Raw genomic sequence first — 23,472 nt, forward strand, 5'->3', positions numbered from 1 at the left:
GTAGTGCTGGATACTGCGGGCAGCCGCCCCTGGTGACCGGTACCGGGCGCGGTGAGCTGGAGGGGACGGTTCGCGTGAGCGAGATACCAGCGAAGGCCACGGAGTCGCCCGACCCGTCGGACGCCGCAGGCGCCTTCGGCGATGGCGCCTCGGCCGGAGGGGCGGGGCCGAGGGACACCGGGCGACCGGGCGCCCCGGGCCGCACCGACGCGTCCGAACCACGCCGGGCGACTCCCGACGACGCGCGGAACGAGACGCGGGACAACCCCGGCGCAGCGCACGGCCAGTCCCACGAGGTCTCGCGCGGCAGCGCTCCGGCCCGCTCCAGCGCCTCGCACGGGGACACCCCGGCCCGCTCCCGTGACACCTCCACGGACGCCCCCACCCCACGCCGGACAGGCGCACGCGGTGGCGACCCCACGGGCTCGGGGCCGAACCCCGCAGGCGCCGCGCACGGCGAGGCCGCCGCCGGTCCGCGTGCCAGCTCCGTACCCCCCTCCGCCCTCTCCGACATCCCCCCCGCCGACGCCGTCTGGCAGAGCAGCCCCCCGGGGTCCATCTACGACTACATCCGCGTCGCCTCCTTCTCCATCGGCCCCGACGGGCTCGTCGATCAGTGGAGCCTCAGGGCCGAGCAGATCTTCGGGATCGCCGCCGAGCGGGCTGTGGGGCTGGATCCGATCCAGGCGTTCATCGACCCCGACCTGCGCGCGCGGGGGCAGCGGAAGATGGCGGAGATCCTGGACGGGCGGGAGTGGACCGGTGTGGTGCCGTTCAAGGTGCCGGGGAGCGGGGAGCGGGGGCTCGCCGAGGTCTATGTGATGCCGACGACGACGCCGGACGGCGACAGGGCCGCCGTGTGCATCGTCGTCGATGTGAGGACCTTGCGGAGCATCGAGACCGACCTCGCCGCCTCGCAGTCGATTTTCGGCCAATCCCCGTTCGGGTTCCTGCTGATCGACCCGGACCTGAGAGTGCGGCGGGCCAACGAACGGTTCGCGTCGTTGTTCGGGGGGACGCCGGACGACCACCGGGGGCGCGGCGTCACTGATTATTTGCAGCGGTCGGAGGCCGAGCGGGTCACCGCGATCCTGAAGCGGGTGCTCCAGACCGGCGATCCGATCACCGACATGCACGTCACGGGCTTCACCCCGGGCTCGGACGAGCGCAGGCACTGGTCGATCAACCTGTACCGCGTGCACAGCGGCAGCGGACGCCCGATCGGCATCGCCTGGCTCGGCATCGACATCACGGCACGCAGAGCGGCGGCCAGGGAAGCGGCTGCGGCCCGCCGCAACCTCGCCCTCCTGAACGAGGCCGGCGCCCGCATCGGCAACTCCCTCGACCTGGAGACGACGGCCCGCGAACTCCTCGACGTGGTCGTCCCCGGCTTCTGCGACCTCGCGACCGTCGACCTCTACCAGGGCCTGCTGGCCGGCGACGAGACCCCGCCCGGCCTCGCGGACGGCAGCGCGGAACTCCGCCGCGTCGCCTTCGCGTCGGCCGTCTCGGACGTCCCGTTCACCGCGACCGGCGGCACGCCGATCCCCGTCGGCGCCGTCCACCACTTCCCGTTCACGTCCTCCCGCGCGGACGCGCTGCGCACCGCACGCCCCCAGCACATCTCCGGCGAGGAGGGCGGCCTCGTGCAGTCCACGCTGGCCGTGCCGATGGTCGCGCACGACACCGTCGTCGGGCTCGCGCAGTTCTCCCGTACGAAGGGGAGCGAGCCGTTCGGCGACCGGGACCGTGACCTGGCGGTCGAGCTGGCGGCGCGGGCCGCCGTCAGCATCGACAACGCGCGGCTGTACCGGCGCGAACGCGAACGCGCGTTGATACTGCAACGCTCGCTGCTGCCGCCGGGCGACCCGATCGCCTCCGGGCTCGACATCGCCTGCCGCTATCTGCCGGGCAACGCCGCCACGGGGCGCCCCAGCGAGGTCGGCGGCGACTGGTTCGACGTCATCGAACTGCCGGGCCACCGTACGGCGCTGGTCGTCGGGGACGTCATGGGGCGGGGGCTGCGGGCCGCCGTCGCGATGGGGGAACTCCGCACGGCCGTACGGACGTTGGCGCTGCTCGACACCGAACCCGCCGAAGTCCTCACCGCGTTGGACGAGATCGCGCGCGGGCTCGGTACGCCGGGGGGTGTCCAGCAGGCGACCCGTGCGGCCCGGCGGCCCCGGGAGGCGGACCTCTCCGAGGTGTACCTCGCGACGTGCGTGTACGCGGTGTACGACTCCGTCACCCGCCGGTGCACGTTCGCCAACGCGGGGCATCTGCCGCCGGTGCTGGTGGAACCCGGCGAGCCCGCGCTCATGCTGGACGTGCCGCCGGGGATGCCGCTCGGGGTGGGCGGGGAGCCGTTCGAGGAGGTCGAAGTCGAGCTGCCCGAGGGGGCGTTGCTCGCGCTGTACACGGACGGGCTGGTCGAGTCCCGTGACCATCCCCTCGATGAAGGGCTCCAGGCGTTCGTGGGGGCGTTGACCGATCCCTCCCAGCCGCTGGAGGACGTCTGCGATCACGTTCTCAACACGCTCGACTCCCATCATGGTGAGGACGACATCGCGTTGTTGATGGCCCGGGTGCAGGGGTTGCCCGCGGAGTCCGTCGGGGACTGGACGTTGCCCCGTGAGCCCAAGAGTGTGGGGCGGGCTCGGGAGTACGCGCGGGCGCAGTTGGTGAACTGGGACCTCGAACCCCTTGTCGACACGACCGAGTTGCTGGTGAGCGAGCTCGTCACGAACGCGTTGCGGTACGGCGAGGGGGAGATCCGGCTTCGGCTCCTGCTCGATCGGACGTTGGTGTGCGAGGTGTGGGACTCGGGGTTGGTCCAGCCTCGGCGGAGGCGGGCACGGGATACGGACGAGGGGGGTCGGGGGCTGCAACTCGTGGGGTTGCTGTCCGCGGCGTGGGGCTCCCGGCGGACCCCCCGGGGGAAGACGGTCTGGTTCGAACTCCCGCTGCCGGACGGGGACTCGACGCCGGTCGATCCTGCGGAGGCGTTGTTGAGCCTGTTCTAGGGGGCGGGATCGGACTGTGGGGCGGCTGCGGGTCCGTCGTGGCTGGTCGCGCCCACGCGGCGGTGGCCGCAAATCGACATGGCCCCGCGCCCCTGGAAGACGTGCAGCCGCCCCGCCCCATGCAAAACCCCTTGGGGCCGACTGGCCTGCTCCGGAAGACTCCCGCAGTGACCTCACCCCGAACCCACCTCACCACCCCCGACCTCGCCCCCCTCACCCGCGAAGCCTTCGGGAAGCGCCGTCAGCTTCTCCGCTCCGAACGTCTCCGTGGCGGCTCCAAGAAGGGCGTCTACCGGCTCCACCTGGACGACGCCCGCACCGCCATCGCCTACGTCTGGTCCCCCGACGAAAACTACTGGGACCACACCCAACCCCCCGACCCCCGCCACCCGTTCTCCCCGGCGACCGGACTCGACCTCCTCGTGGCCGCCCACGACCGCCTGACCGCCGTAGGCGTCCGCACCCCGCGCATCCTGTACGTCGGAGCGGACACGGTCGTAGCCGAGGACGTCACCGGCGGCACCCTGGAGGACGTACTCCAACGCGACCCCCGGCACCCGGCGTTGGACCGCCTCGCGGAAGCCCTGCGGGTCATGCACGCTCATGAGAATGCGCGGTACGGGAAGGTCGCCCTCGTCGATTCCGGCGGCGTCTCCCATGGGACCTCGTGCGAACAGGTCGTCTACGAAGGGGCGTTGAGGGAACTCGACAAGGGCGTGGCGCTGGAGCCGCGACTCGCCGCCGTACGCGAACCCCTCGCCGAGCGGATCGAGAGCCTTTACGGGGCCGTCCGGCCGCGCCGGCGGCACGCCTTGATTCACGGCGAACTCGGCGCCGATCACGTCCTGTTGACGGAAGACGGCGAGCCGGTGCTGATCGACGTCGAGGGGCTGATGTACTTCGACCTGGAGCAGGAGCACGTTTTCCTGGAGCTGCGCTTCGGGGACTGGTACGAACGCCTGCCGCACCCCGAACTGGACGGCGACAGACTCCGGTTCTACCGGCTGTGCATGCATCTCGGCCTGGTCAGCGGCCCGTTGACATTGATCGGGGGAGATTTCCCCGACCCCCGGTTCATGAAAGGCATCGCGGAGCACAATCTGGGAGAGGTGCTGCGTCTCCTGGCGGACGCCCGCTGAAACCGCCGGCCGCAAGCTTCACCGGAAGTTCATACCCGCTTCGCCGTCAGGGATCCACGTGTTGGTTGTGCGGCAGATGTGCACGCCCTAGCGTCCACATCTCCGAACTCTGTGAGGGATCCTCCCTGATGCGATCGCTACTCACCAGCAAGGCCGTCCGCCGTGCGCTGCGCCCGGCGGCGGAACTCATCGACCAGCGCATCGAACGGCAGGTCCGCAAGGCCGTGAAGAGCGCGGCTCCCGCACCCGCGTCGGCGGACATCCAGCGTGAGCTGAAGCAGCTGCGCGATCGCCAGCGCCCCATGGAACTGTTCTTCGACGGCACGGGACGCGGCGTCTCCCGGATGCCGGGCGGCGAGCACCTCGAAAAGGCGATCAGCGAGCTGACGGTGGTGACCGGCGACCGCGAGGGCTCCGAGCGGGCCGTCGCGCAGGCGTTCCGGCTGCTGATCGCCGTGGAGGCGCTCGGCGTCGGCCGGATCGCGGGCGGCACGATGAACATCGTCGGCAAGCTCTCCGCCGTCCCCCTCCTGGACCCGCCGAACGACGAGATCCTGGAGATCGGCACCCTGTACGGCATGTTCAGCGCGGCCCTGATCCGCATGATGGAGCGCGCGGGCCGCGACCCGCAGCTCACGATCGTCGACCCGCTCGCGGGCACGCAGCTCCAGCCGGGCACGACGATGGGCGACGACGCGACGGGCACGCCGGTGCGCGGCGCGGCCGTCCGCACCAACCTCTCGCTGGCCGGTGCGGCGGGCGCCTCCGCCCGCATCCAGCAGGGCTTCTCCGAGGACCCCGAGGTCCGCGCGCTGGTCTCCGACCGGAAGTACGGCGCGATCATCGTCGACGGCGACCACTCCGCGAACGGGGTCGCGCAGGACCTGGAGTGGGTCGAGGAGATCATCGCGCCGGGCGGCATCGTCGTCCTCGACGACTTCGGTCACCCCAAGTGGCCCGGGATCAAAGAGGCGTTCGACAAGCACATGGCCGGGGAGACCAGGCTCGAATTCCTCGGTTCCGTGGCGCACTCGGGGTACCTGCGGGCGAAGAAGGGCTAAGAAGTCCTACGCCGGATCTTGTTGCCGAGCCACACCAGCGGGTCGTACTTGCGGTCGACGGCCCGCTCCTTCAACGGGATCAGCGCGTTGTCGGTGATGTGGATGCCCTCGGGGCAGACCTCCGTACAGCACTTGGTGATGTTGCAGTAGCCGAGGCCGTGTTCGTCCTGGGCCGCCGTCTTGCGGTCCAGGCCGGACTCCTGGGCCGCGTCCAGCGGGTGCATGTCCAACTCGGCGACCCGCATGAGGAACCGGGGTCCCGCGAACGCCGTCTTGTTCTCCTCGTGGTCGCGCACGACATGGCACGTGTCCTGGCAGAGGAAGCACTCGATGCACTTGCGGAACTCCTGCGAGCGGTCCACGTCCTCCTGCATCATCCGGTACTCGCCGGGACCCACCCCGGCGGGCGGCACGAACGCCGGAACCTCCCTGGCCTTCTGGTAGTTGAAGCCGACGTCCGTCACCAGATCGCGGACGACCGGGAAGGTCCGCAGCGGGGTGACCGTGATGGTCTCCGTCCGCTCGAACACCGACATGCGGGTCATGCACATCAGTCTCGGGCGGCCGTTGATCTCCGCCGAGCACGAACCGCACTTGCCCGCCTTGCAGTTCCAGCGCACGGCCAGGTCCGGTGCCTGGGTCGCCTGGAGGCGGTGGACGATGTCCAGTACGACCTCGCCCTCGTTGACTTCGACGGTGAAGTCCTCCAGGCCGCCGCCCCCGACGTCACCCCGCCACACCTTGAAGCGGGCCTCGTATCCACTCACTCGTACAGCTCCTCTTCGGCGAGGTACTTGACCAGCTCCTCCTTGTCGAAGAGGGCGAGCAGGTCGGGGCGGATGGGGGTGGTCGTCTCACGGGTCAGGGTGATCTGGTCGCGCTCGGTCAACTCGCCCTTGGGGTAGGTGAGTTGGCACAGGAGATTGACGTTGCGCCAGGACCGCTCCATCGTCGGGTGGTCCTCGCGGGTGTGGCCGCCCCGCGACTCCGTACGCTCCAGCGCCGCCCGCGCCACGCACTCGCTGACCAGCAGCATGTTCCGCAGGTCCAGGGCGAGGTGCCAGCCGGGGTTGAACTGCCGGTGCCCCTCGACCCCGGCGCGGCGGGCGCGGACCCTCAACTCGGCGAGTTTTTCGAGGGCTTGGGCCATCTCGCCCTCGCGCCGGATGATGCCGACGAGGTCGTTCATGGCCTGCTGGAGCTCCTGGTGGAGGGTGTACGGGTTCTCGGGCGCCCTCGGCGAGGGCCGGTGAGCCTCCGGCACAGGCCGAGCGACGGCCGACGGGCTCTCCGCCCCGGCCCCGGCGCCCACGCCCGCCGACCCGGCCCCGCCTCCCGCTGCTGTGGCCCCGGCCCCTGCCTGCGCGTCCCCCGAAGCCCCCGGTGTCGCCCCCGCGTTCGCCCACACGGCCCCGGCGTCCACGCCCGGTGGCTCGGCTCCGTCTCCCGCTGCTGCGGCCCCGGCCCCTGCCTGCGTGTCCCCCGAAGCCCCCGGTGTCGCCCCCGCCCCCGAGGCTCCTGACGCCCCCGCGTCCGTCCACCCGGTCCCAGCCGCCACCTCCTCCTCCGCCGAGAACGGCCTGAGCGCCTCAGCCGCCGCCGCGTCGACCGCCCCCTCCTCCACCACCGGCCGTACCTCCAGGTCGTCCACATAGTTCGCCGCGTGCCACCCCGCCCTGCGCCCGAACACCAGCAGATCCGACAGGGAGTTGCCGCCGAGCCGGTTCGACCCGTGCATCCCGCCCGCGACCTCCCCCGCCGCGAACAGCCCCGGCACCCCGCGCGCAGCCGCCGTGTCGGAGTCGACGGCGATGCCGCCCATCACGTAGTGACACGTCGGCCCCACCTCCATCGCCTCGGCCGTGATGTCGACGTCCGCCAGTTCCTTGAACTGGTGGTACATGGACGGCAGCCGGCGCCGGATCACCTCGGCCGGCATCCGCGTCGACACGTCCAGGAAGACCCCGCCGTGCGGGGAGCCCCGGCCCGCCTTGACCTCGGAGTTGATCGCGCGGGCCACCTCGTCGCGCGGCAACAGCTCAGGCGGGCGGCGGTTGTTGTCGGGGTCCTCGTACCAACGGTCGCCCTCCGCCTCGGACTCGGCGTACTTCTCCTTGAAGACGTCCGGGACGTAGTCGAACATGAACCGCTCGCCCTCGGAGTTGCGCAGCACCCCGCCGTCCCCGCGCACCGACTCGGTGACGAGGATGCCCTTCACGGACGGCGGCCAGACCATGCCGGTCGGGTGGAACTGCACGAACTCCATGTTGAGCAGCGGCGCCCCGGCGAGCAGCGCGAGGGCGTGGCCGTCGCCGGTGTACTCCCAGGAGTTGGACGTCACCTTGAACGACTTGCCGATGCCGCCGGTCGCGATCACGACGGCCGGGGCCTCCAGCACGAGGAAGCGGCCCGTCTCACGGTCGTACGCGAAGACCCCGCAGACCCGGCCGTCCGGGGACTTCAACAGCCGTGTGACGGTGTGTTCCTGAAAGACCTTCAGGTGCGACTCGTAGTCGCCGGTCTCCTTGTGGTCCTCCTGCTGGAGGCCGACGACCCGCTGTTGCAGCGTACGGATCAGCTCCAGGCCGGTGCGGTCGCCGACGTGCGCGAGGCGCGGGTACTCGTGGCCGCCGAAGTTGCGCTGCGAGATCCGGCCGTCCTTCGTGCGGTCGAAGAGGGCGCCCCAGGTCTCCAGCTCCCAGACCCGGTCCGGGGCTTCGCGGGCGTGCAGCTCGGCCATCCGCCACTGGTTGAGGAACTTGCCGCCGCGCATCGTGTCGCGGAAGTGGACCTGCCAGTCGTCACCGGAGTTGACGTTGCCCATCGCCGCCGCGATGCCGCCCTCGGCCATCACCGTGTGCGCCTTGCCGAACAGCGACTTGCAGATCACGGCCGTACGGGCGCCGCGCTCGCGCGCCTCGATCGCGGCGCGCAGCCCGGCGCCGCCGGCACCGATCACGACGACGTCCCACTCCTGGCGGTCGACCACGGACATCAGAAGGCCCCACTCATTAGAAGAATCGCGGATCGTCGAAAGCACCGGATGCGACGAGGTACACGTAGAAGTCCGCGGCGGCCACGCTGATCAACGACGCCCAGGCCAGCAGCATGTGACGGTCATTCAGCTTCCCCACGAACCGCCACGCCCGGTACCGCACCGGATGCCTGGAGAAGTGCTTGAGCTTGCCGCCGACGATGTGCCGACAGGAGTGGCAGGAGAGCGTATAGGCCCAGATCAGGCCGATGTTGACGAGGAACACCACCGAACCCAGGCCCATATGGCCCCAGTTGTAGTGCTCGTCGCGGAACGACAGCACGGTGTCGTAGGTGAGGATCCCCGCGACGACCAGAGCCGCGTAGAAGAAGTACCGGTGGACGTTCTGGAGGATCAGCGGGAACCGCGTCTCGCCGGTGTACTTGGCGTGCGGCTCGGCCACCGCGCAGGCCGGGGGAGAGGCCCAGAAACCCCGGTAGTACGCCTTGCGGTAGTAGTAGCAGGTCAGCCGGAAGCCCAGCGGGAAGACCAGGATCAGGATCGCCGGGGAGATCCCCCACCAGCCCCCGAAAAGCCCGGCGTTGGGCCCCGAACGCATCGGGTCGCAGTTCTCCGCGAGGCACGGCGAGTAGAACGGCGAGACGTACGGCGCCGCGTAGTAGTCGGCGTTCGCGAACGCCCGCCACGTCGAGTACGCGACGAACGCGAGCAGCCCGGCGGCGGTGACGGCCGGCGCCAACCACCAGCGGTCGGTGCGCAGATGGGGTGCGGAGATCGCGGCGCGGGTCGGGGCGCGGACGCCGCCCCGGCGAGGACGAGGGTCTGTACCGGGTTCCGTGTCGGTTGCCAAGGATGACTCCCGTTCGGTGGTCAGGGTCGGTGGCGGTTGCCCACTCCCTCGTCGTCCGAGTCCGTCCACAAGGAGCTGTCGTACGGGGTGTCGGGGATGGGGACCAGGTCGGGACGGCGGGCCGCCGGGCCCGGGGTCGCCTCGCGCAGCAGCGCCAGGCTCTCGCGCAGATGGTTCGTGTCGGAGTGGACCCGGCGCAGCTCCAGCGAGCCGGGGTCGCACTGCTTCTCCAGCCGGCCGAGGGCACGCACCAGGTCGTCGAGGCAGCGCTGGACCGACGTGAGTTCGTCGTGAACGGACATGACGCGACCTCACTTCCGTGGGCGGACATGACGTTTCATGCGCCTGCGAGTGTCGCGCGTCACGCCACCCGGTGTGAAGCGCCGTGCACGGATTCGGTGACCGACGGGGCGCACGGGGGCAGATTTGCGCCGGGGTACAGGACGGGAGGCGCCGCGCGGCAGGGGCGCGCGCTGCCGGACGTACGCCGGAGCGCGTGACGGCGAGGAGAGCGCGCGGCCCCGGACGCGCCGTACACATCCCCCGCGTTGCGCCGTGCGAGTGGCCTTGTGCCCCGCCCCCGTCGTGTCGGGAGACCTCCGCGCACCCCGTCCTCTTCAGTGGCGGCGTACGCCCGCCCGTACATCCGATCAAGGGTTGATCGGACTTTACGTCGATCCGCGAGCGCCCCTCCCGCGGAGCCGGAGGTAACAGCGATGTCATACGACGGCGTCAGCACCCGCGCGGTCATGCGCTCGGTCGCCTTCCTCACCGCGGGTGCGCTCGCGGTCCCCCTGCTGAGCGGCTGCGCCGGCGACGACGAGGCCACCGAACCCCTCGCCGGCCAGCAGATCGCCGCCGCCGGCCGGGCCCTCGTCGCCGACGGCGGCACCCTGCGCTGGGCCGTCGACGACGTGCCCGACACCTTCAACACCTTCCAGTCCGACGCCGACGCCACCACCACCCGCGTCGCCCAGGCCGTCCTGCCGGCCATGTACCGCCTCGACGCGAACGGCCGCCCGCAGCGCGACGCCGACTACCTGGAGTCCGCGAAGGTCGTCGAGACCGAGCCCCAGCAGGTCGTCCTGTACCGCCTCAACCAGCAGGCCGTGTGGAGCGACGGCCGCGAGATCGGCGCCGCCGACTTCGCCGCCCAGTGGCGCGCCCTGTCCGGCAAGGACAGCGCGTACTGGACCGCCCGCAACGCCGGGTACGACCGCATCGAGAAGGTCGAGCGCGGCGCCAACGACCTGGAGGTCCGCGTCACCTTCAGCCGCCCGTACGCCGACTGGCAGTCCCTGTTCTCGCCGCTGTACCCCAAGGACGTCATGGGCACCCCGGACGCCTTCAACGACGGGGCGCGCCGCAGGCTCAAGGTCACCGCGGGGGTGTTCGCGCTCACCGACGTCGACCGCAAGAAGGACGTGATCCGCCTCACCCGCAACGCCCGCTGGTGGGGACGGCCCGCGAAGTTGTCCGAGATCCGCCTCACCGCCGTACCCCGCGCGAAGCGCTCCGCCGCCCTCGCTGCGGGCACCGTCGACCTCGCCGACATCGACCCCGCCGACGCGACCCGCATCGGCGAGGCCGCGAAGGGCACCGGCGGCCCCCTGACCGGCGCGGGCAGCGGCCGTACCGCCGCGAAAGCGCTGCGCACGGCGATGGCCCAGGCGTCGGCCGCCGCGAAGGCCGAGAGCGACGAGTACGAGGAGGAGGGCACCGACCGCAAGGTCCGCGCCGCCACCAAGCTGCGCAGGGCCATCGTGGCCTGGGAGAAGCAGCAGCAGACCCTCCAGGGCTTCGAGGTCCGCAAGTCCCTGGAGCCCGCGTACACGCAGCTCGCCATGAACGGCGAGAACGGCCCCCTCGCCGACGAACGCGTACGGCGCGCGGTCGCCCGCGCCCTCGACCGCACGGAACTGGCCTCCGCCGTCCTGAACCCCCTCGGCCTCCCCGCCGCCCCCGTCGGCTCCCACCTCGCCCTCGCCGGCCAGGACGCGTACGCCGACGGCAGCGGCGCGCTCGGCGGCCAGGACACGGCCGAGGCACAGGCCCTGCTGACGGACGCGGGGTGGGTGGCCGGGGGTCCGGTGACCGAGAAGAAGCCCGGGGAGAAGGGGGCGGGGCCGCAGAAGCCGGCGGATGCGGACGGGGGCGGCGACGGGACGTACATCGTGGGGGAGGACGACAAGGCACCCTCCTCCGACGCCTCGGCCCGAGCCCAGGACGGCAAGCAGTACGCCAGACAGAACGGCGCCCCCGGTGCGTACGCCCCGAAGGGCACTCCCGCCCCCGGCGGCGCCGCAGGTCCCCTCGCCAAGGACGGCAAGGCGCTCACCCTGCGCTTCGTCGTCCCCTCGGGCCCCGGCTCCGAGTCCCTCAGGGTCGTCGCCGAGCGGATCTCCCGGATGCTCGTCAAGGTCGGCATCCGCACCGACGTCAGCAAGGTCCCCGACGAGAGCTACTTCAAGGACCACGTCGCCTCGGGCCAGTACGACCTCGCCCTCTACACCTGGCCGGCCTCGGCGTTCCCCGCGACGGACGCCCGCCCCATCTACTCCAAGCCGGTCCCGGCGGCCGACGGCTCCCTGAACGTCGAGCAGAACTACACCCGGGTCGGCACGGACCAGGTCGACCAGCTCTTCGACCAGGCGATCTCCACCCTCGACGCCGACGAGTCCCGCTCCCTCATCCGCAAGGCGGACTCCCGCATCTGGGCCGCCGCCGGCTCCATCCCCCTCTACCAGCGCCCCCAGCTCACCGCGGCCCGCAAGAACCTGGCGAACGCGGGAGCCTTCGGCTTCCAGACCCCGGTCTTCGAGGACATGGGGTTCTTGAGGAAGGGGGCGAAGGTCTCGCCGTCGCCGACTCCCTGACGGGAAAGGCGTTTGCCGCGTCGGCCCCGGGACCAGCATCATCAGGCTCACACGACGATCGTGTGAGCCTGACGGCGGTCGTACACGGGGGGAACGGATGCGCGGTCTGATGTGGGCGGCGGCAGTGCTGGCTGTAGGTCTCGCGGCGTGCACCACGGACTCCGGCGACGGCGACGGCGACGGCGAGGCGGCCACCCCGACTCCGGTGACGACGAAGCAGGCGTGCGGCGACGGGACGTTCACCTGGTCGGCGATCCGCAGGACGGAGCAGTTGGCGGGCATCTCCCAGGCCCGGGAGGTCACGGGAGAGGTGGCTCGCAGCGGTGTCGAGCTGGAGCTGCCGATGCGACGCGTCTTCACTCCCCAGGTCTCGGTCGACGCCCAGGGGCCGGCACTGCCTTCCGCGGAGATCCTGTTCTCGCTGGGCAAGCAGGCCGGGGAGATCGACTCCACCGCTCGCACACTGGCCGAGGACTTCGGCATGGAGTATGTGTTCACGCAGGTCAGCGGCCGGGTCCTGACCCTGGAAACCTCTCCCGTCCCGATCAGCGGCGCCGGGGTGTTCGTCCGGTACGACGGGGTCACCGACGTCCAAGGAGATTTCCGTTACACCTGCGCCGACGGAACGTCCGTCCAAGGACATGCCCGCAGCTGGTCCGGCGGTGTCAGCGGGATCCTCAACTGCGAGAAACCCCTCGATGGCGGGGTCGTCTCCGCTGCCGCCGCCCGGAGCGCCTGCGAACCCGGTTCCGCCGCGCTGAGGTCCTCCTGACCCTCCCGCGAGCCACTGCCCTCCGGTGGCCGTAAAATAGGGTAAGGCCGTGGCATGTCAAGCCCGGCAGGGTCTGTGTCGTAGGCAGAGGCCTTCCTCAGATCTCTCAGGAGAACGCCGCACTATGGCCACGCGCCACGACATCCGCAATGTCGCCATCGTCGCTCACGTCGACCACGGCAAGACGACCCTGGTCGACGCCATGCTCAAGCAGGCCGGTGCCTTCGCCGCGCACGCCGCCGAGTCGCTCGACGACCGCATGATGGACTCGAACGACCTGGAGCGTGAGAAGGGCATCACGATCCTCGCCAAGAACACGGCGGTGAAGTACCACCCCAAGGACGGGGCGGAGGTCGTGACCATCAACATCATCGACACCCCCGGCCACGCCGACTTCGGCGGCGAGGTGGAGCGCGGCCTGTCGATGGTCGACGCGGTCGTCCTGCTGGTCGACGCCTCCGAGGGCCCGCTCCCGCAGACCCGCTTCGTCCTGCGCAAGGCCCTCCAGGCCAAGCTCCCGGTCATCCTGTGCATCAACAAGACGGACCGCCCGGACTCCCGTATCGACGAGGTCGTCAACGAGGCGTACGACCTCTTCCTCGACCTCGACGCCGACGAGGACCAGATCGAGTTCCCGATCGTCTACGCGTGCGCGCGGGACGGCGTCGCCTCCCTGACCAAGCCGGAGAACGGCACGGTCCCGCAGGACAGCGACAACCTGGAGCCGTTCTTCTCCACGATCCTGTCGCACGTCCCGGCTCCGGAGTACGACGAGGAGGCGCCGCTCCAGGCGCACGTCACGAACCTCGACGCCGACAACTTCCTCGGCCGTATCGCGCTGCTGCGCGTCGAGCAGGGCGAGCTGCGCAAGGGCCAGACCGTCACCTGGATCAAGCGCGACGGCTCGATGACCAACGTGCGCATCACCGAGCTGCTGATGACCGAGGCGCTCACCCGCAAGCCGGCCGAGAAGGCCGGTCCGGGTGACATCTGCGCGGTCGCCGGTATCGGGGACATCATGATCGGCGAGACCCTCGCTGACCCCGAGAACCCGATCCCGCTGCCGCTCATCACGGTCGACGAGCCCGCGATCTCGATGACCATCGGCACCAACACCTCGCCGCTGGTCGGCCGGGGCGGCACCGGCAAGGGCGCCGACAACAAGGCGGCCGTCAAGGACCGCAAGGTCACCGCCCGCCAGGTCAAGGACCGCCTCGACCGCGAGCTGGTCGGCAACGTCTCGCTGCGCGTCCTGGACACCGAGCGCCCGGACGCCTGGGAGGTGCAGGGCCGCGGTGAGCTGGCGCTGGCCATCCTGGTCGAGCAGATGCGCCGCGAGGGCTTCGAGCTGACCATCGGCAAGCCGCAGGTCGTCACGAAGGAGGTCGACGGCAAGACGTACGAGCCCGTCGAGCGCATGACGATCGACGTCCCCGAGGAGCACATGGGCGCGGTCACGCAGCTCATGGGCGTCCGCAAGGGCCGGATGGACAACATGTCCAACCACGGCTCCGGCTGGGTCCGCATGGAGTTCGTCGTCCCCTCGCGCGGCCTGATCGGCTTCCGTACGGAGTTCCTGACCGGGACGCGCGGTACGGGTATCGCGCACTCCATCCACGAGGGCCACGAGCCGTGGTTCGGCACGCTGACGACCCGTAACAACGGCTCGCTGGTCGCCGACCGCGCGGGCGCCGTCACCGCGTTCGCGATGACCAACCTCCAGGAGCGCGGCGTCCTGTTCACCGACCCCGGCACCGAGGTGTACGAGGGCATGATCGTCGGCGAGAACTCGCGCTCCGACGACATGGACGTGAACATCACCAAGGAGAAGAAGCTCACCAACATGCGCTCCTCCTCCGCCGACTCCTTCGAGGCGATCGTCCCGCCGCGCAAGCTGTCCCTGGAGCAGTCCCTGGAGTTCTGCCGCGACGACGAGTGCGTCGAGGTGACCCCGGAGGCGGTCCGCATCCGCAAGGTGGTCCTGGACCAGCGCGACCGCGCCCGCACGGCGAGCCGCGCGAAGCACAACTGACCTTCCCGCTGAGCGAGTCGGGCCTCCCGCAGGAGCGGGAGGCCCGACTCGTGTGCGTTCCGTGGGGCAGGGGTGAAGAGGGTGGCCGTAAGGGGGACGTAGGGAAAACCCTTCATCCTGCTCCGGAGGCCGCACTCGGGGCCTTTTCCCTATTAATCTGCTGGGGGTGGGGGTGTTCTGCGCGACTTCGCCGCGCCACCGCCGTATACGACTCCGGCATGCGGGTGCGGGCATGGTGATGCCCCCTTGCAGAGGGTCGCTTCAGTCGCAATCGATTTTTCTCCCATGCGTGTCCGGAATGCGGACACCCACCCCCGATAGATGTGTAACAAGTCCGTTTCGCAGGGATCTTTCTGCAAACCGTTTGTCCGGATTTTGGAAGAAGTACACGTCAGGTGTGATCGAACCGAGACCTTATCGGTGTGGTTCGGCCAGTGCCGATGGCAGATAGTTAGGCGCGTAGAGCTCGGATCAACGGGTGCTCGGCGTCTTCAGGTGGCGCCGCTCGGCTCGCGAGCGCTGTGGGGGCACAGACCACTCAGTCACCAATGACGGTGATCTTGTGCTGTGTGCTTGCCGTCGATGAACCAATAGGACTCTCTGGAGGAGGAACCCATGCGCGGTGCGAGAAGCGCCAAGTGGGTCGCGATAGCCGCGGTTGTGGCGCTGGCCGCGACCGCCTGTGGTGGTAGTGACAGCGACAACGACAGCGGCAGCGACAAGGCCGCCGTCGACCCGAACGGCACGTTCACCGTCGAGTCCGGCGAGCCGGAGAACCCGCTTCAGCCGGCGAACACGATGGAGTCCTACGGCTCCATCGTCATCGACTCGCTGTTCACCCCTCTGGTGACCTATGACGCCAGCGGCAAGATCGTCATGGAGAACGCGCAGTCCGTCGACACCACGGACAACAAGACGTTCACCGTCAAGCTGAAGGCCGGCTGGACCTTCCACGACGGCACCCCGGTCACCGCCTCGTCCTTCGTCAAGGCGTGGAACTGGGCCGCGAACCCGGACAACAAGCAGACCAACAGCTTCTGGTACTCGGACATCGAGGGCTACGACAAGGTCGCCCCGGCGGAGGGCAAGCCCACCGCCAAGGAGCTGTCCGGTCTGAAGGTCGTCGACCCCACCACCTTCACGATCACGCTCAGCAAGCCGATGCCGTACTTCATCTACAAGCTCGGCTACCGCGGCTTCGACCCGCTGCCCGACTCCTTCTTCAAGGACCCGGCGGCGGCGGGCCAGAAGCCGGTCGGCAACGGCCCCTACAAGTTCGTGAGCTGGGAGCACAAGAAGTCGATCCAGGTCGCCAAGTTCGCCGGCTACAAGGGTGCCAACCCGGCCAAGAACGGCGGGGTGATCTTCAAGAACTACTCCACCCCCGAGACGGCCTACGAGGACCTGAAGTCCGGCAACCTCGACGTCACGACCCAGATCGCGACCAAGGACCTCCCCGTCTACAAGACGGACCTCGGCAAGCGCGCGATCGACCAGCCGTACTCCGCGATCCAGTCCATCGCCCCCGCCTTCTACGGCGCGCAGTGGAAGAACGCCAACCCGAAGGTCCTCCAGGGCCTTTCGATGGCGATCGACCGCGACACCATCACCAAGACGGTGCTCCAGAACACCCGTGAGCCCGCCACCGGCTGGGTCGCCAAGGGCGTCCTCGGCTACCAGCCGAACGCGGCCGGCGACGTCACGACGTACAACCCCACCAAGGCCAAGCAGTTGATCAAGGAGGGTGGCGGCGTTCCGGGCAACGCCATCTCCATCCAGTTCAACTCCGACGGCGGCCACAAGGAATGGGTCGAGGCGGTCTGCAACTCGATCACCAACGCCACCGGCGTGAAGTGCACGGGCGAGGCCAAGCCGGACTTCCAGGCCGACCTCCAGGCCCGCAAGGCCAAGCAGGTCAAGTCCTTCTACCGCTCGGGCTGGGTGCTGGACTTCCCGATGAACGCCAACTTCGTCCGTGACCTCTTCGGTACGCGGTCGGACGGCAACCAGAGCGGCTTCTCCAACGCGACCCTCGACAAGGAGATCGCCGCGGCCGACTCGGCGGCGAACCTGGACGCCTCGGTGAAGGCGTACCAGGAGGTCGAGAAGCAGCTCCCGAACTACATGCCGAGCATTCCGCTCTGGTACTACAAGGTCAACGCGGGCTACTCGGAGCGGGTCCAGGGCGTCGCCTTCAACCAGCAGGGTGACCCGATCCTGACCGGCGTCGAGGTCAAGAAGAAGTAACCACCAGCCCGTACCCCGGGGCGCGACTGCCCGCGCCCCGGGCAACGGCAGTGGCCGGGGGGCCCTTTCCGTGCGCACCATTCAGGGGTGCGCAAGGGAAGGGCCTGTTGGCGCTGCTGTGACTTTTTATGGAGGCACGATGGGGCGCTACGTCGCACGACGACTGCTCCAGATGATCCCGGTGTTCTTCGGGACAACCTTGCTCATCTTTCTCATGGTCTACGCACTGCCCGGTGACCCCGTGGCGGGTCTGTTCGGCGACAAGGCGGGCAGCCCGCAGGTGATCGCCGCGCTGAGACACCAGTACGGCTTGGACCAGCCGATCTGGGAGCAGTACTTCAACTACATGAAGGGGATCCTCCTTCACGCGGACTTCGGTACGCAGATCGCCAGTGGCCGCCCGGTCACCGCCGTGCTCGGTGACGCCTTCCCGGTGACCCTGCGCCTGGGCGGACTCGCCTTCGCCATCGAGGTCGTCGTCGGTATCGCGCTCGGCGTCTTCGCCGGCCTGCGCGCGGGCCGCGCCGCCGACACCGGCATCCTGCTGCTCACGCTGCTGCTGATCTCGGTGCCGGTCTTCGTCCTGGGCTTCATCCTCAAGGTCGTCTTCGCGTTCGAGCTGAACTGGCTGCCGCCGAACGTCAACGACTCCACGAACTTCAACGAGCTGCTGATGCCGGCCATCGTGCTGGCGACCGCGTCGCTCGCCTACGTGACCCGGCTGACCCGTACCTCGGTCGCCGAGAACAAGCGCGCCGACTACGTCCGTACCGCCATCGCCAAGGGCCTGCCCCAGAGCCGGGTGGTCGGCGTCCACGTCATGCGCAACTCGCTCATCCCCGTCGTCACCTACCTGGGCACCGACATCGGCGCCCTCATGGGCGGCGCGGTCATCACCGAGGGCCTGTTCAACATCCAGGGCGTCGGGGGCACGATCTACCAGGCGATCATCCGTCGTGAGGGCACCACCCTCGTCGGCCTGGTGACCATCCTGGTCCTCGTCTACCTCATCGCCAACCTCCTCGTCGACCTGCTGTACGCGGTCCTTGACCCGAGGATTCGCTATGCCTGACATCACCAAATCCGTCGTCGAGGCCGCCCCCGAGGTCGCCGAGGCTCCCGAGAACGCCCCCCAGGCGCCCAAGCCCGAGCAGGCGCGCAGCCTCTGGGGCGACGCCTGGCAGGACCTGCGGCGCAACTGGATCTTCATCGTGTCCGCGGTGCTGATCGTGCTGCTGCTGGCCATCACGTTCTTCCCCGGCTGGTTCACCAGCGCCAGTCCCACCTACGGCGACCTGGCCCATCACTACCTCCAGAAGCCGAAGTACGGCAAGGTCTTCTCCGCCGAGTGGCTGGGCTACGACCAGCAGGGCCGCAGCGTCTACGCGCGGCTCGTCTACGGCGCCCGGGTCTCCATAGCCGTCGGCTTCGGCACCACCGTGGTGGTCACCGTCGTCGGTGGTCTGGTCGGCATGATCGCCGGGTACTTCGGCGGCATCATCGACTCGATCCTGTCCCGTGTCGCCGACGTGTTCTTCGGGATCCCGTTCCTGCTCGGCACCATGGTCGTCCTCAACACCTTCGTGGACCGCACGACCTGGGTCGTCATCGGCGCGCTGAGCGTCTTCGGCTGGACGCAGGTCGCCCGTGTCATGCGCGGCGCGGTGATCACCACCAAGCAGGCGGACTACGTCCAGGCGGCCAAGGCGCTGGGTGCGAGCACCACCCGCATCCTGTTCCGGCACATCCTGCCGAACACCCTCGCGCCCGTGATCGTCGTCGCCACCATCTCGCTCGGTGTCTACATCGGCGCCGAGGCCACCCTGTCCTTCCTGGGTCTCGGCCTCAACGGCGTCTCCTGGGGCAACGACATCTCCGACGGCGGCGACCAGATCCGCATCGCCCAGTGGATCATGATCTACCCGTCGATCATGCTCATCGTCACGGTGCTGGCGTTCATCATGCTCGGTGAGGCCGTCCGCAACGCCCTCGACCCCAAGTCGCGCTGAGGGAGGCGTACGACGTGACCATCATCGAAGAATCCACTGTGCCGTCCCCCCGTGACGGCGAGGACGCCCCGCTGCTCGAAGTGCGCGATCTGCACGTCGAGTTCCACACCCGCGAGGGTGTGGTCCGAGCGGTCAACGGCGTCAACTACAGCGTCAAGCCCGGCGAGACCCTCGCCGTGCTCGGCGAGTCCGGCTCCGGCAAGTCCGTGACCGCGCAGGCCATCATGGGCATCCTCGACATGCCCCCGGCGCGCATCCCGCAGGGCGAGATCCTCTTCCGCGGCCAGGACATGCTGAAGATGTCCGGCGAGGAGCGGCGCAAGATCCGCGGCAGCAAGATCGCCATGATCTTCCAGGACGCCCTCAGCTCGCTGAACCCGGTGCTCTCCGTCGGCTACCAGCTCGGCGAGATGTTCCGTGTCCACCAGGGCCTCTCCAAGAAGGAGGCCAAGGCCAAGGCGATCGAGCTGATGGACCGGGTGAAGATCCCGGCCGCCGCAGCCCGCGTCGACGACTACCCGCACCAGTTCTCCGGCGGTATGCGCCAGCGCATCATGATCGCCATGGCGCTGGCCCTGGAGCCGGACCTGATCATCGCCGACGAGCCCACCACGGCTCTCGACGTGACCGTCCAGGCCCAGGTCATGGACCTGCTCGCGGAGTTGCAGCGCGAGTTCAACATGGGCCTGATCCTCATCACCCACGACCTCGGCGTCGTCGCGGACGTCGCCGACAAGATCGCGGTGATGTACGCGGGCCGGATCGTGGAGCGGGCCCCGGTCCACGAGCTGTACAAGCGCCCGGCACACCCCTACACCCGGGGGCTGCTGGACTCGATCCCGCGCCTGGACCAGAAGGGCCAGGAGCTGTACGCGATCAAGGGCCTGCCGCCCAACCTGCTGCGCATCCCCACCGGTTGCGCCTTCAACCCACGCTGCCCCAAGGCCGAGGACGTCTGCCGGGAGAAGGTGCCGGCGCTCGCTCCGGTCACCGAGCAGGACGGCACCGAACTCGTCGGCCGCGCCTCGGCGTGCCACTTCTGGAAGGAGACGATCCATGGCTGAGCTCAGCAAGAAAGACGAGCAGCAGGACGCCACGCCGAACGTCTCCGAGGTGGAGGTCGTCGACGCGGCCTCCGAGGAGGAGGCGGTCAGCGCCATCGAGGCGCCGGTCGAGCGCGGGGAGCCGATCCTCCAGGTCCGGGGTCTCCAGAAGCACTTCCCGCTCACCCAGGGCATCCTGTTCAAGAAGCAGGTCGGCGCGGTCAAAGCCGTCGACGGCGTCTCCTTCGACCTGTACCAGGGCGAGACCCTGGGCATCGTGGGCGAGTCCGGCTGCGGCAAGTCGACGGTCGCCAAGCTCCTGATGAGCCTGGAGACGGCGACGGCGGGCGAGGTCTTCTACAAGGGCCAGGACATCACCAAGCTGTCCGGGCGGGCCCTGAAGGCGGTCCGGCGGAACATCCAGATGGTGTTCCAGGACCCGTACACCTCGCTCAACCCCCGTATGACGGTCGGTGACATCATCGGCGAGCCGTACGAGATCCACCCCGAGGTGGCTCCGAAGGGCGACAGGCGCAAGCGGGTCCAGGAACTGCTGGACGTGGTCGGCCTGAACCCGGAGTACATCAACCGCTACCCGCACCAGTTCTCGGGCGGTCAGCGCCAGCGCATCGGCATCGCCCGCGGCCTGGCCCTCAACCCCGAGATCATCATCTGCGACGAGCCGGTGTCGGCCCTGGACGTCTCCGTCCAGGCCCAGGTCATCAACCTGATGGAGCGCTTGCAGGACGAGTTCAACCTCTCCTACATCTTCATCGCGCACGACCTGTCGATCGTCCGGCACATCTCGGACCGCGTCGGCGTCATGTACCTCGGCAAGCTCGCCGAGATCGGCACCGACGAGCAGATCTACGACCACCCGACGCACCCCTACACCCAGGCGCTGCTGTCGGCGGTCCCGGTCCCGGACCCGGACGCCCGTGCCAACCGCGACCGCATCATCCTCACCGGCGACGTCCCGTCCCCGGCCAACCCGCCCTCCGGGTGCCGTTTCCGCACCCGCTGCTGGAAGGCCCAGGACAAGTGCGCCGAGGAGATCCCGCTGCTGGCGATCCCCGAGCGCTTCAAGGGGCAGGACACTCCGGCGGCTCATGAGTCGGCGTGCCACTTCGCCGAGGAGAAGGACGTCGTCCACGCGGCGTGACACGGTGAACGACACGGTTCCCGGCACCTTCCGAGGTGCCGGGAACCGGTGTTTTCGCAGAACGGAGTTGTGACGGCGATGCTGCACCACGTCGAACTGTGGGTCCCCGACCTGCCGCGCGCGGCAGCGGAGTGGGGCTGGCTGCTGGGGCGCCTCGGCTGGCGGCCCTACCAGGAGTGGGACCGCGGCAGGAGCTGGCGCGACGGACCGACGTACCTCGTCGTCGAGGAGTCTCCGGCGCTGACCGCTCCCCACCACGACCGGCTCCGCCCGGGCCTCAACCACCTCGCCTTCCACGCCGGTTCACCGGCCGACGTGGACACGCTGACGGCGGACGCGCCCGCACACGGCTGGCAGCCCCTCTTCGCCGACCGGTACCCGCATGCGGGCGGTCCCGACCATTACGCCGGCTACTTCGTGAACTCCGACGGGTTCGAGGTCGAGCTGGTCGCCGGGATCAGGCGGCCGGCTTCAGCTTGAAGAAGAACTGCTGCTTACCGCCGCACCACATGGCCTCGCTGCCGACCATGCCCACATCGAAGTAACGGCTGAGAGTGATGGCGCTCTTGTTGAACGTGACGGTCTTCTTGATCGGGTACGTCTGCGTCAGGGACTTGCCGCCCTTGATCAAGGCGGTGTACCTGGCGCCGGGGCTGTAGACGGCCGAGTTCTTGCCGTTCACCAGGTTGACGCGGCCCACGCTGACGTCCTTGCCGGCGATGATCGCCTTGTAGGTCACCGAGATCCGGTCGACGTACGCGCTGTCCTTGGTCACCTTCCCGAGGTACCAGGTGGCCTGCGCCGTGAGCTGGTTCCCCTTCTTGCAGGTCGCCTGCCCGGCGGCGTCGATGCTCAGCGTCTGCGTCTTGTACGCCGCCGCCGCGGTCGTCCGCTTCGCGGTGGTCGTGGTGCCCAGCAGGGTCGTCGCCGACGCCTGACTGACGAAGACACCCAGAGTCGCCGCGGCGGACACAGCGGCGACGAAGAGGCTCTTAGAGGTTTTGCGCATGAAACTACTCCCCGTGTTTCGGCGTCTCCTGGTCTGATGGAGACGTGCTGATCCTTGCAAGGGAGCGGCCTGAAATCAAACATATTTTCGAGGTGCGGGTGCAAAGAAGGTGAAGCTCAGCCCGCCCAGTGGCACGCCACCCGTGCCTCCCCGCCCCCGCCCAACACCCCCGGATCCTCCGTCCGGCACCTCCCCGCCACCCCCGCCCGCTCCGCCTCCCCGCTCGCCAGCACCGGGCACCGCACCCGGAAGCGGCAGCCGCCCGGGATGCGGGACGGGTCCGGGGGCTCGCCGGTGAGGACGACGGGGGTGCCAGGGGCGTCGGGGAGGACCGACAGCAGGGCCTGGGTGTACGGGTGCCGGGGCGCCGTCAGGACCTCCTCCACCGTCCCCGTCTCCACGATCCGGCCGAGGTACATCACCGCGACCCGGTCGGCGATGTTCCAGGCGAGGCCGAGGTCATGGGTGACGACGAGGGCCGCGAGGCCCAACTCCTCGCGCAGGCGCAGGAGAAGGGCGAGGATCTCGCCGCGTACGGAGGCGTCGAGGGAAGCCACCGGCTCGTCGGCCACCAGGAGTTCCGGTTCCAGGACCAACGCCCCGGCGATGACGACCCGTTGACGCTGGCCGCCGGACAGTTCGTGCGGATAGCGCAGGAAGAACCGCTCGGGAGGCCGCAACCCGGCCCGCGACAAGGCCCCCGACACGGCGGCGCGTTCGTCACCGCCGTACCCGTGGATGCGCAAGCCCTCGGCGACCGCGTCGTAGACGGTGTGCCGGGGGTTCAACGACCCGCTCGGGTCCTGGAGCACGAGCTGTGCCTTGCGCCGGTACGCCTTCAGCGCACGGGAGTTGTACGCCAGCGGCGCCCCGGCGAAGGTGACCTGGCCGGCGCTGGGCCGGACCAGTCCGAGCAGGGCTCGCGCGAGGGTCGTCTTCCCGCACCCCGACTCGCCCACGAGAGCGACGACTTCACCGGCGCGGACGGCCAACTCGACGCCGTCCACGGCCCGTACGGGTGGGCCGCCCCGGCGCCCGGGGAAGGTGACGTGGAGGGAATCGGCGGTCAGGAGGGGCACCGGGGGCTCCTTGCGTGGGGGCGGGAGAAGGGCTGAGGGGGCGGGGCGCAGGCGGTGGTCGCCTCATGGGCGCTCGCGCCGGATGGCTGCCTCGCGCACGGCTCACAGCCCGCGGAGCACGCCCCTCGGCGCCGGTCACCACGGGGCCGGTCACCACAGGGCCCCGGACAGGCAC

Annotated in this window: 18 protein-coding genes and 1 pseudogene; 12 read left to right on the top strand and 7 right to left on the bottom strand. The window is 69.6% G+C overall.

Translation table 11 applies throughout. The annotated features are described in order from the left end of the window. Positions 1 to 74: 74 nt before the first annotated feature. From ACQCO7_RS27845 to ACQCO7_RS27855, 3 genes are all read left to right on the top strand, one after another. On the top strand, positions 75 to 3,023 hold the full coding sequence (locus ACQCO7_RS27845) for a SpoIIE family protein phosphatase (RefSeq protein WP_464074378.1): 2,949 nt from the start codon (positions 75 to 77) through the stop codon (positions 3,021 to 3,023). A gap of 167 nt (positions 3,024 to 3,190) precedes the next feature. Next, positions 3,191 to 4,162 carry a phosphotransferase gene (locus ACQCO7_RS27850; RefSeq protein ID WP_464074379.1) on the top strand — a complete coding sequence of 324 codons (972 nt, stop codon included), beginning with the start codon at positions 3,191 to 3,193 and terminating at the stop codon, positions 4,160 to 4,162. Positions 4,163 to 4,290: 128 nt separating this feature from the next. Continuing rightward, complete coding sequence (locus ACQCO7_RS27855; RefSeq protein WP_464074380.1) at positions 4,291 to 5,223, top strand: class I SAM-dependent methyltransferase; 933 nt, start codon at positions 4,291 to 4,293, stop codon at positions 5,221 to 5,223. Here ACQCO7_RS27855 and ACQCO7_RS27860 read toward each other — a convergent pair. From ACQCO7_RS27860 to ACQCO7_RS27880, 5 genes and pseudogenes are all read right to left on the bottom strand, one after another. Further along, positions 5,220 to 5,990, bottom strand: coding sequence for a succinate dehydrogenase/fumarate reductase iron-sulfur subunit (locus ACQCO7_RS27860; RefSeq protein WP_464074381.1), 771 nt, complete (start codon positions 5,988 to 5,990; stop codon positions 5,220 to 5,222). The two genes, ACQCO7_RS27855 and ACQCO7_RS27860, sit on opposite strands and share 4 nt — an antisense overlap. Then, positions 5,987 to 6,850 carry a hypothetical protein gene (locus ACQCO7_RS27865; RefSeq protein ID WP_464077305.1) on the bottom strand — a complete coding sequence of 288 codons (864 nt, stop codon included), beginning with the start codon at positions 6,848 to 6,850 and terminating at the stop codon, positions 5,987 to 5,989. The genes ACQCO7_RS27860 and ACQCO7_RS27865 overlap by 4 nt, the downstream gene beginning before the upstream one ends. Continuing rightward, a pseudogene (locus tag ACQCO7_RS27870) lies at positions 6,842 to 8,218 on the bottom strand (fumarate reductase/succinate dehydrogenase flavoprotein subunit); the annotation flags it as partial. The pseudogene ACQCO7_RS27870 and the gene ACQCO7_RS27865, both read right to left, overlap by 9 nt. A 16-nt stretch (positions 8,219 to 8,234) precedes the next feature. Then, positions 8,235 to 9,068 carry a hypothetical protein gene (locus ACQCO7_RS27875; protein WP_464074382.1) on the bottom strand — a complete coding sequence of 278 codons (834 nt, stop codon included), beginning with the start codon at positions 9,066 to 9,068 and terminating at the stop codon, positions 8,235 to 8,237. A gap of 20 nt (positions 9,069 to 9,088) precedes the next feature. Continuing rightward, entirely contained in the window at positions 9,089 to 9,370 is a 282-nt protein-coding gene (locus tag ACQCO7_RS27880; protein ID WP_464074383.1) for a hypothetical protein, read from the bottom strand. A gap of 414 nt (positions 9,371 to 9,784) precedes the next feature. On the opposite strand from ACQCO7_RS27880, the gene ACQCO7_RS27885 reads away from it, so the two are divergent. The 9 genes from ACQCO7_RS27885 (at position 9,785) to ACQCO7_RS27925 (ending at position 21,689) form a co-directional block, all read left to right on the top strand. After that, positions 9,785 to 11,944 (top strand): ABC transporter family substrate-binding protein, encoded by a 2,160-nt coding sequence (locus tag ACQCO7_RS27885; RefSeq protein WP_464074384.1) that lies wholly within the window; start codon positions 9,785 to 9,787, stop codon positions 11,942 to 11,944. A 97-nt stretch (positions 11,945 to 12,041) separates the two neighbouring features. Continuing rightward, on the top strand, positions 12,042 to 12,716 hold the full coding sequence (locus ACQCO7_RS27890) for a hypothetical protein (RefSeq protein WP_464074385.1): 675 nt from the start codon (positions 12,042 to 12,044) through the stop codon (positions 12,714 to 12,716). Between the two features lie 124 nt (positions 12,717 to 12,840). Next, complete coding sequence (typA, locus tag ACQCO7_RS27895; RefSeq protein ID WP_409117675.1) at positions 12,841 to 14,748, top strand: translational GTPase TypA; 1,908 nt, start codon at positions 12,841 to 12,843, stop codon at positions 14,746 to 14,748. Between the two features lie 615 nt (positions 14,749 to 15,363). Continuing rightward, complete coding sequence (locus ACQCO7_RS27900; protein WP_464074386.1) at positions 15,364 to 16,995, top strand: peptide ABC transporter substrate-binding protein; 1,632 nt, start codon at positions 15,364 to 15,366, stop codon at positions 16,993 to 16,995. A 139-nt stretch (positions 16,996 to 17,134) separates the two neighbouring features. Further along, positions 17,135 to 18,067 carry an ABC transporter permease gene (locus ACQCO7_RS27905; RefSeq protein WP_464074387.1) on the top strand — a complete coding sequence of 311 codons (933 nt, stop codon included), beginning with the start codon at positions 17,135 to 17,137 and terminating at the stop codon, positions 18,065 to 18,067. Further along, positions 18,060 to 19,004, top strand: coding sequence for an ABC transporter permease (locus ACQCO7_RS27910; RefSeq protein WP_464074388.1), 945 nt, complete (start codon positions 18,060 to 18,062; stop codon positions 19,002 to 19,004). The genes ACQCO7_RS27905 and ACQCO7_RS27910 overlap by 8 nt, the downstream gene beginning before the upstream one ends. Before the next feature lie 14 nt (positions 19,005 to 19,018). Beyond that, positions 19,019 to 20,068, top strand: a complete 1,050-nt coding sequence (locus ACQCO7_RS27915; RefSeq protein WP_409117679.1) for an ABC transporter ATP-binding protein — start codon at positions 19,019 to 19,021, stop codon at positions 20,066 to 20,068. Next, positions 20,061 to 21,209 carry an ABC transporter ATP-binding protein gene (locus ACQCO7_RS27920; RefSeq protein WP_464074389.1) on the top strand — a complete coding sequence of 383 codons (1,149 nt, stop codon included), beginning with the start codon at positions 20,061 to 20,063 and terminating at the stop codon, positions 21,207 to 21,209. The genes ACQCO7_RS27915 and ACQCO7_RS27920 overlap by 8 nt, the downstream gene beginning before the upstream one ends. A gap of 78 nt (positions 21,210 to 21,287) precedes the next feature. Then, a complete protein-coding gene (locus ACQCO7_RS27925; protein ID WP_464074390.1) occupies positions 21,288 to 21,689 on the top strand; it encodes a VOC family protein in 402 nt (133 codons plus the stop codon). Here the strand turns inward: ACQCO7_RS27925 and ACQCO7_RS27930 are convergent. Together ACQCO7_RS27930 and ACQCO7_RS27935 are read right to left on the bottom strand one after the other, a co-directional pair. Continuing rightward, positions 21,667 to 22,218, bottom strand: a complete 552-nt coding sequence (locus ACQCO7_RS27930) for a hypothetical protein (protein ID WP_464074391.1) — start codon at positions 22,216 to 22,218, stop codon at positions 21,667 to 21,669. The two genes, ACQCO7_RS27925 and ACQCO7_RS27930, sit on opposite strands and share 23 nt — an antisense overlap. Positions 22,219 to 22,334: 116 nt before the next feature. Then, a complete protein-coding gene (locus tag ACQCO7_RS27935) occupies positions 22,335 to 23,297 on the bottom strand; it encodes an oligopeptide/dipeptide ABC transporter ATP-binding protein (protein ID WP_464074392.1) in 963 nt (320 codons plus the stop codon). Positions 23,298 to 23,472: the final 175 nt, after the last annotated feature.

Source organism: Streptomyces saintjeani (genome assembly GCF_055409605.1).

What these genes read in the sequence shown, in the direction of transcription:
- ACQCO7_RS27880 (WP_464074383.1), bottom strand. Translation starts at nt 9,370, where the DNA reads ATGTCCGTTCACGACGAACTCACGTCGGTCCAGCGCTGCCTCGACGAC.
- ACQCO7_RS27905 (WP_464074387.1), top strand. Translation starts at nt 17,135, where the DNA reads ATGGGGCGCTACGTCGCACGACGACTGCTCCAGATGATCCCGGTGTTC.
- ACQCO7_RS27855 (WP_464074380.1), top strand. Translation starts at nt 4,291, where the DNA reads ATGCGATCGCTACTCACCAGCAAGGCCGTCCGCCGTGCGCTGCGCCCG.
- ACQCO7_RS27910 (WP_464074388.1), top strand. Translation starts at nt 18,060, where the DNA reads ATGCCTGACATCACCAAATCCGTCGTCGAGGCCGCCCCCGAGGTCGCC.
- typA (WP_409117675.1), top strand. Translation starts at nt 12,841, where the DNA reads ATGGCCACGCGCCACGACATCCGCAATGTCGCCATCGTCGCTCACGTC.
- ACQCO7_RS27900 (WP_464074386.1), top strand. Translation starts at nt 15,364, where the DNA reads ATGCGCGGTGCGAGAAGCGCCAAGTGGGTCGCGATAGCCGCGGTTGTG.
- ACQCO7_RS27885 (WP_464074384.1), top strand. Translation starts at nt 9,785, where the DNA reads ATGTCATACGACGGCGTCAGCACCCGCGCGGTCATGCGCTCGGTCGCC.
- ACQCO7_RS27920 (WP_464074389.1), top strand. Translation starts at nt 20,061, where the DNA reads ATGGCTGAGCTCAGCAAGAAAGACGAGCAGCAGGACGCCACGCCGAAC.
- ACQCO7_RS27925 (WP_464074390.1), top strand. Translation starts at nt 21,288, where the DNA reads ATGCTGCACCACGTCGAACTGTGGGTCCCCGACCTGCCGCGCGCGGCA.
- ACQCO7_RS27890 (WP_464074385.1), top strand. Translation starts at nt 12,042, where the DNA reads ATGCGCGGTCTGATGTGGGCGGCGGCAGTGCTGGCTGTAGGTCTCGCG.
- ACQCO7_RS27930 (WP_464074391.1), bottom strand. Translation starts at nt 22,218, where the DNA reads ATGCGCAAAACCTCTAAGAGCCTCTTCGTCGCCGCTGTGTCCGCCGCG.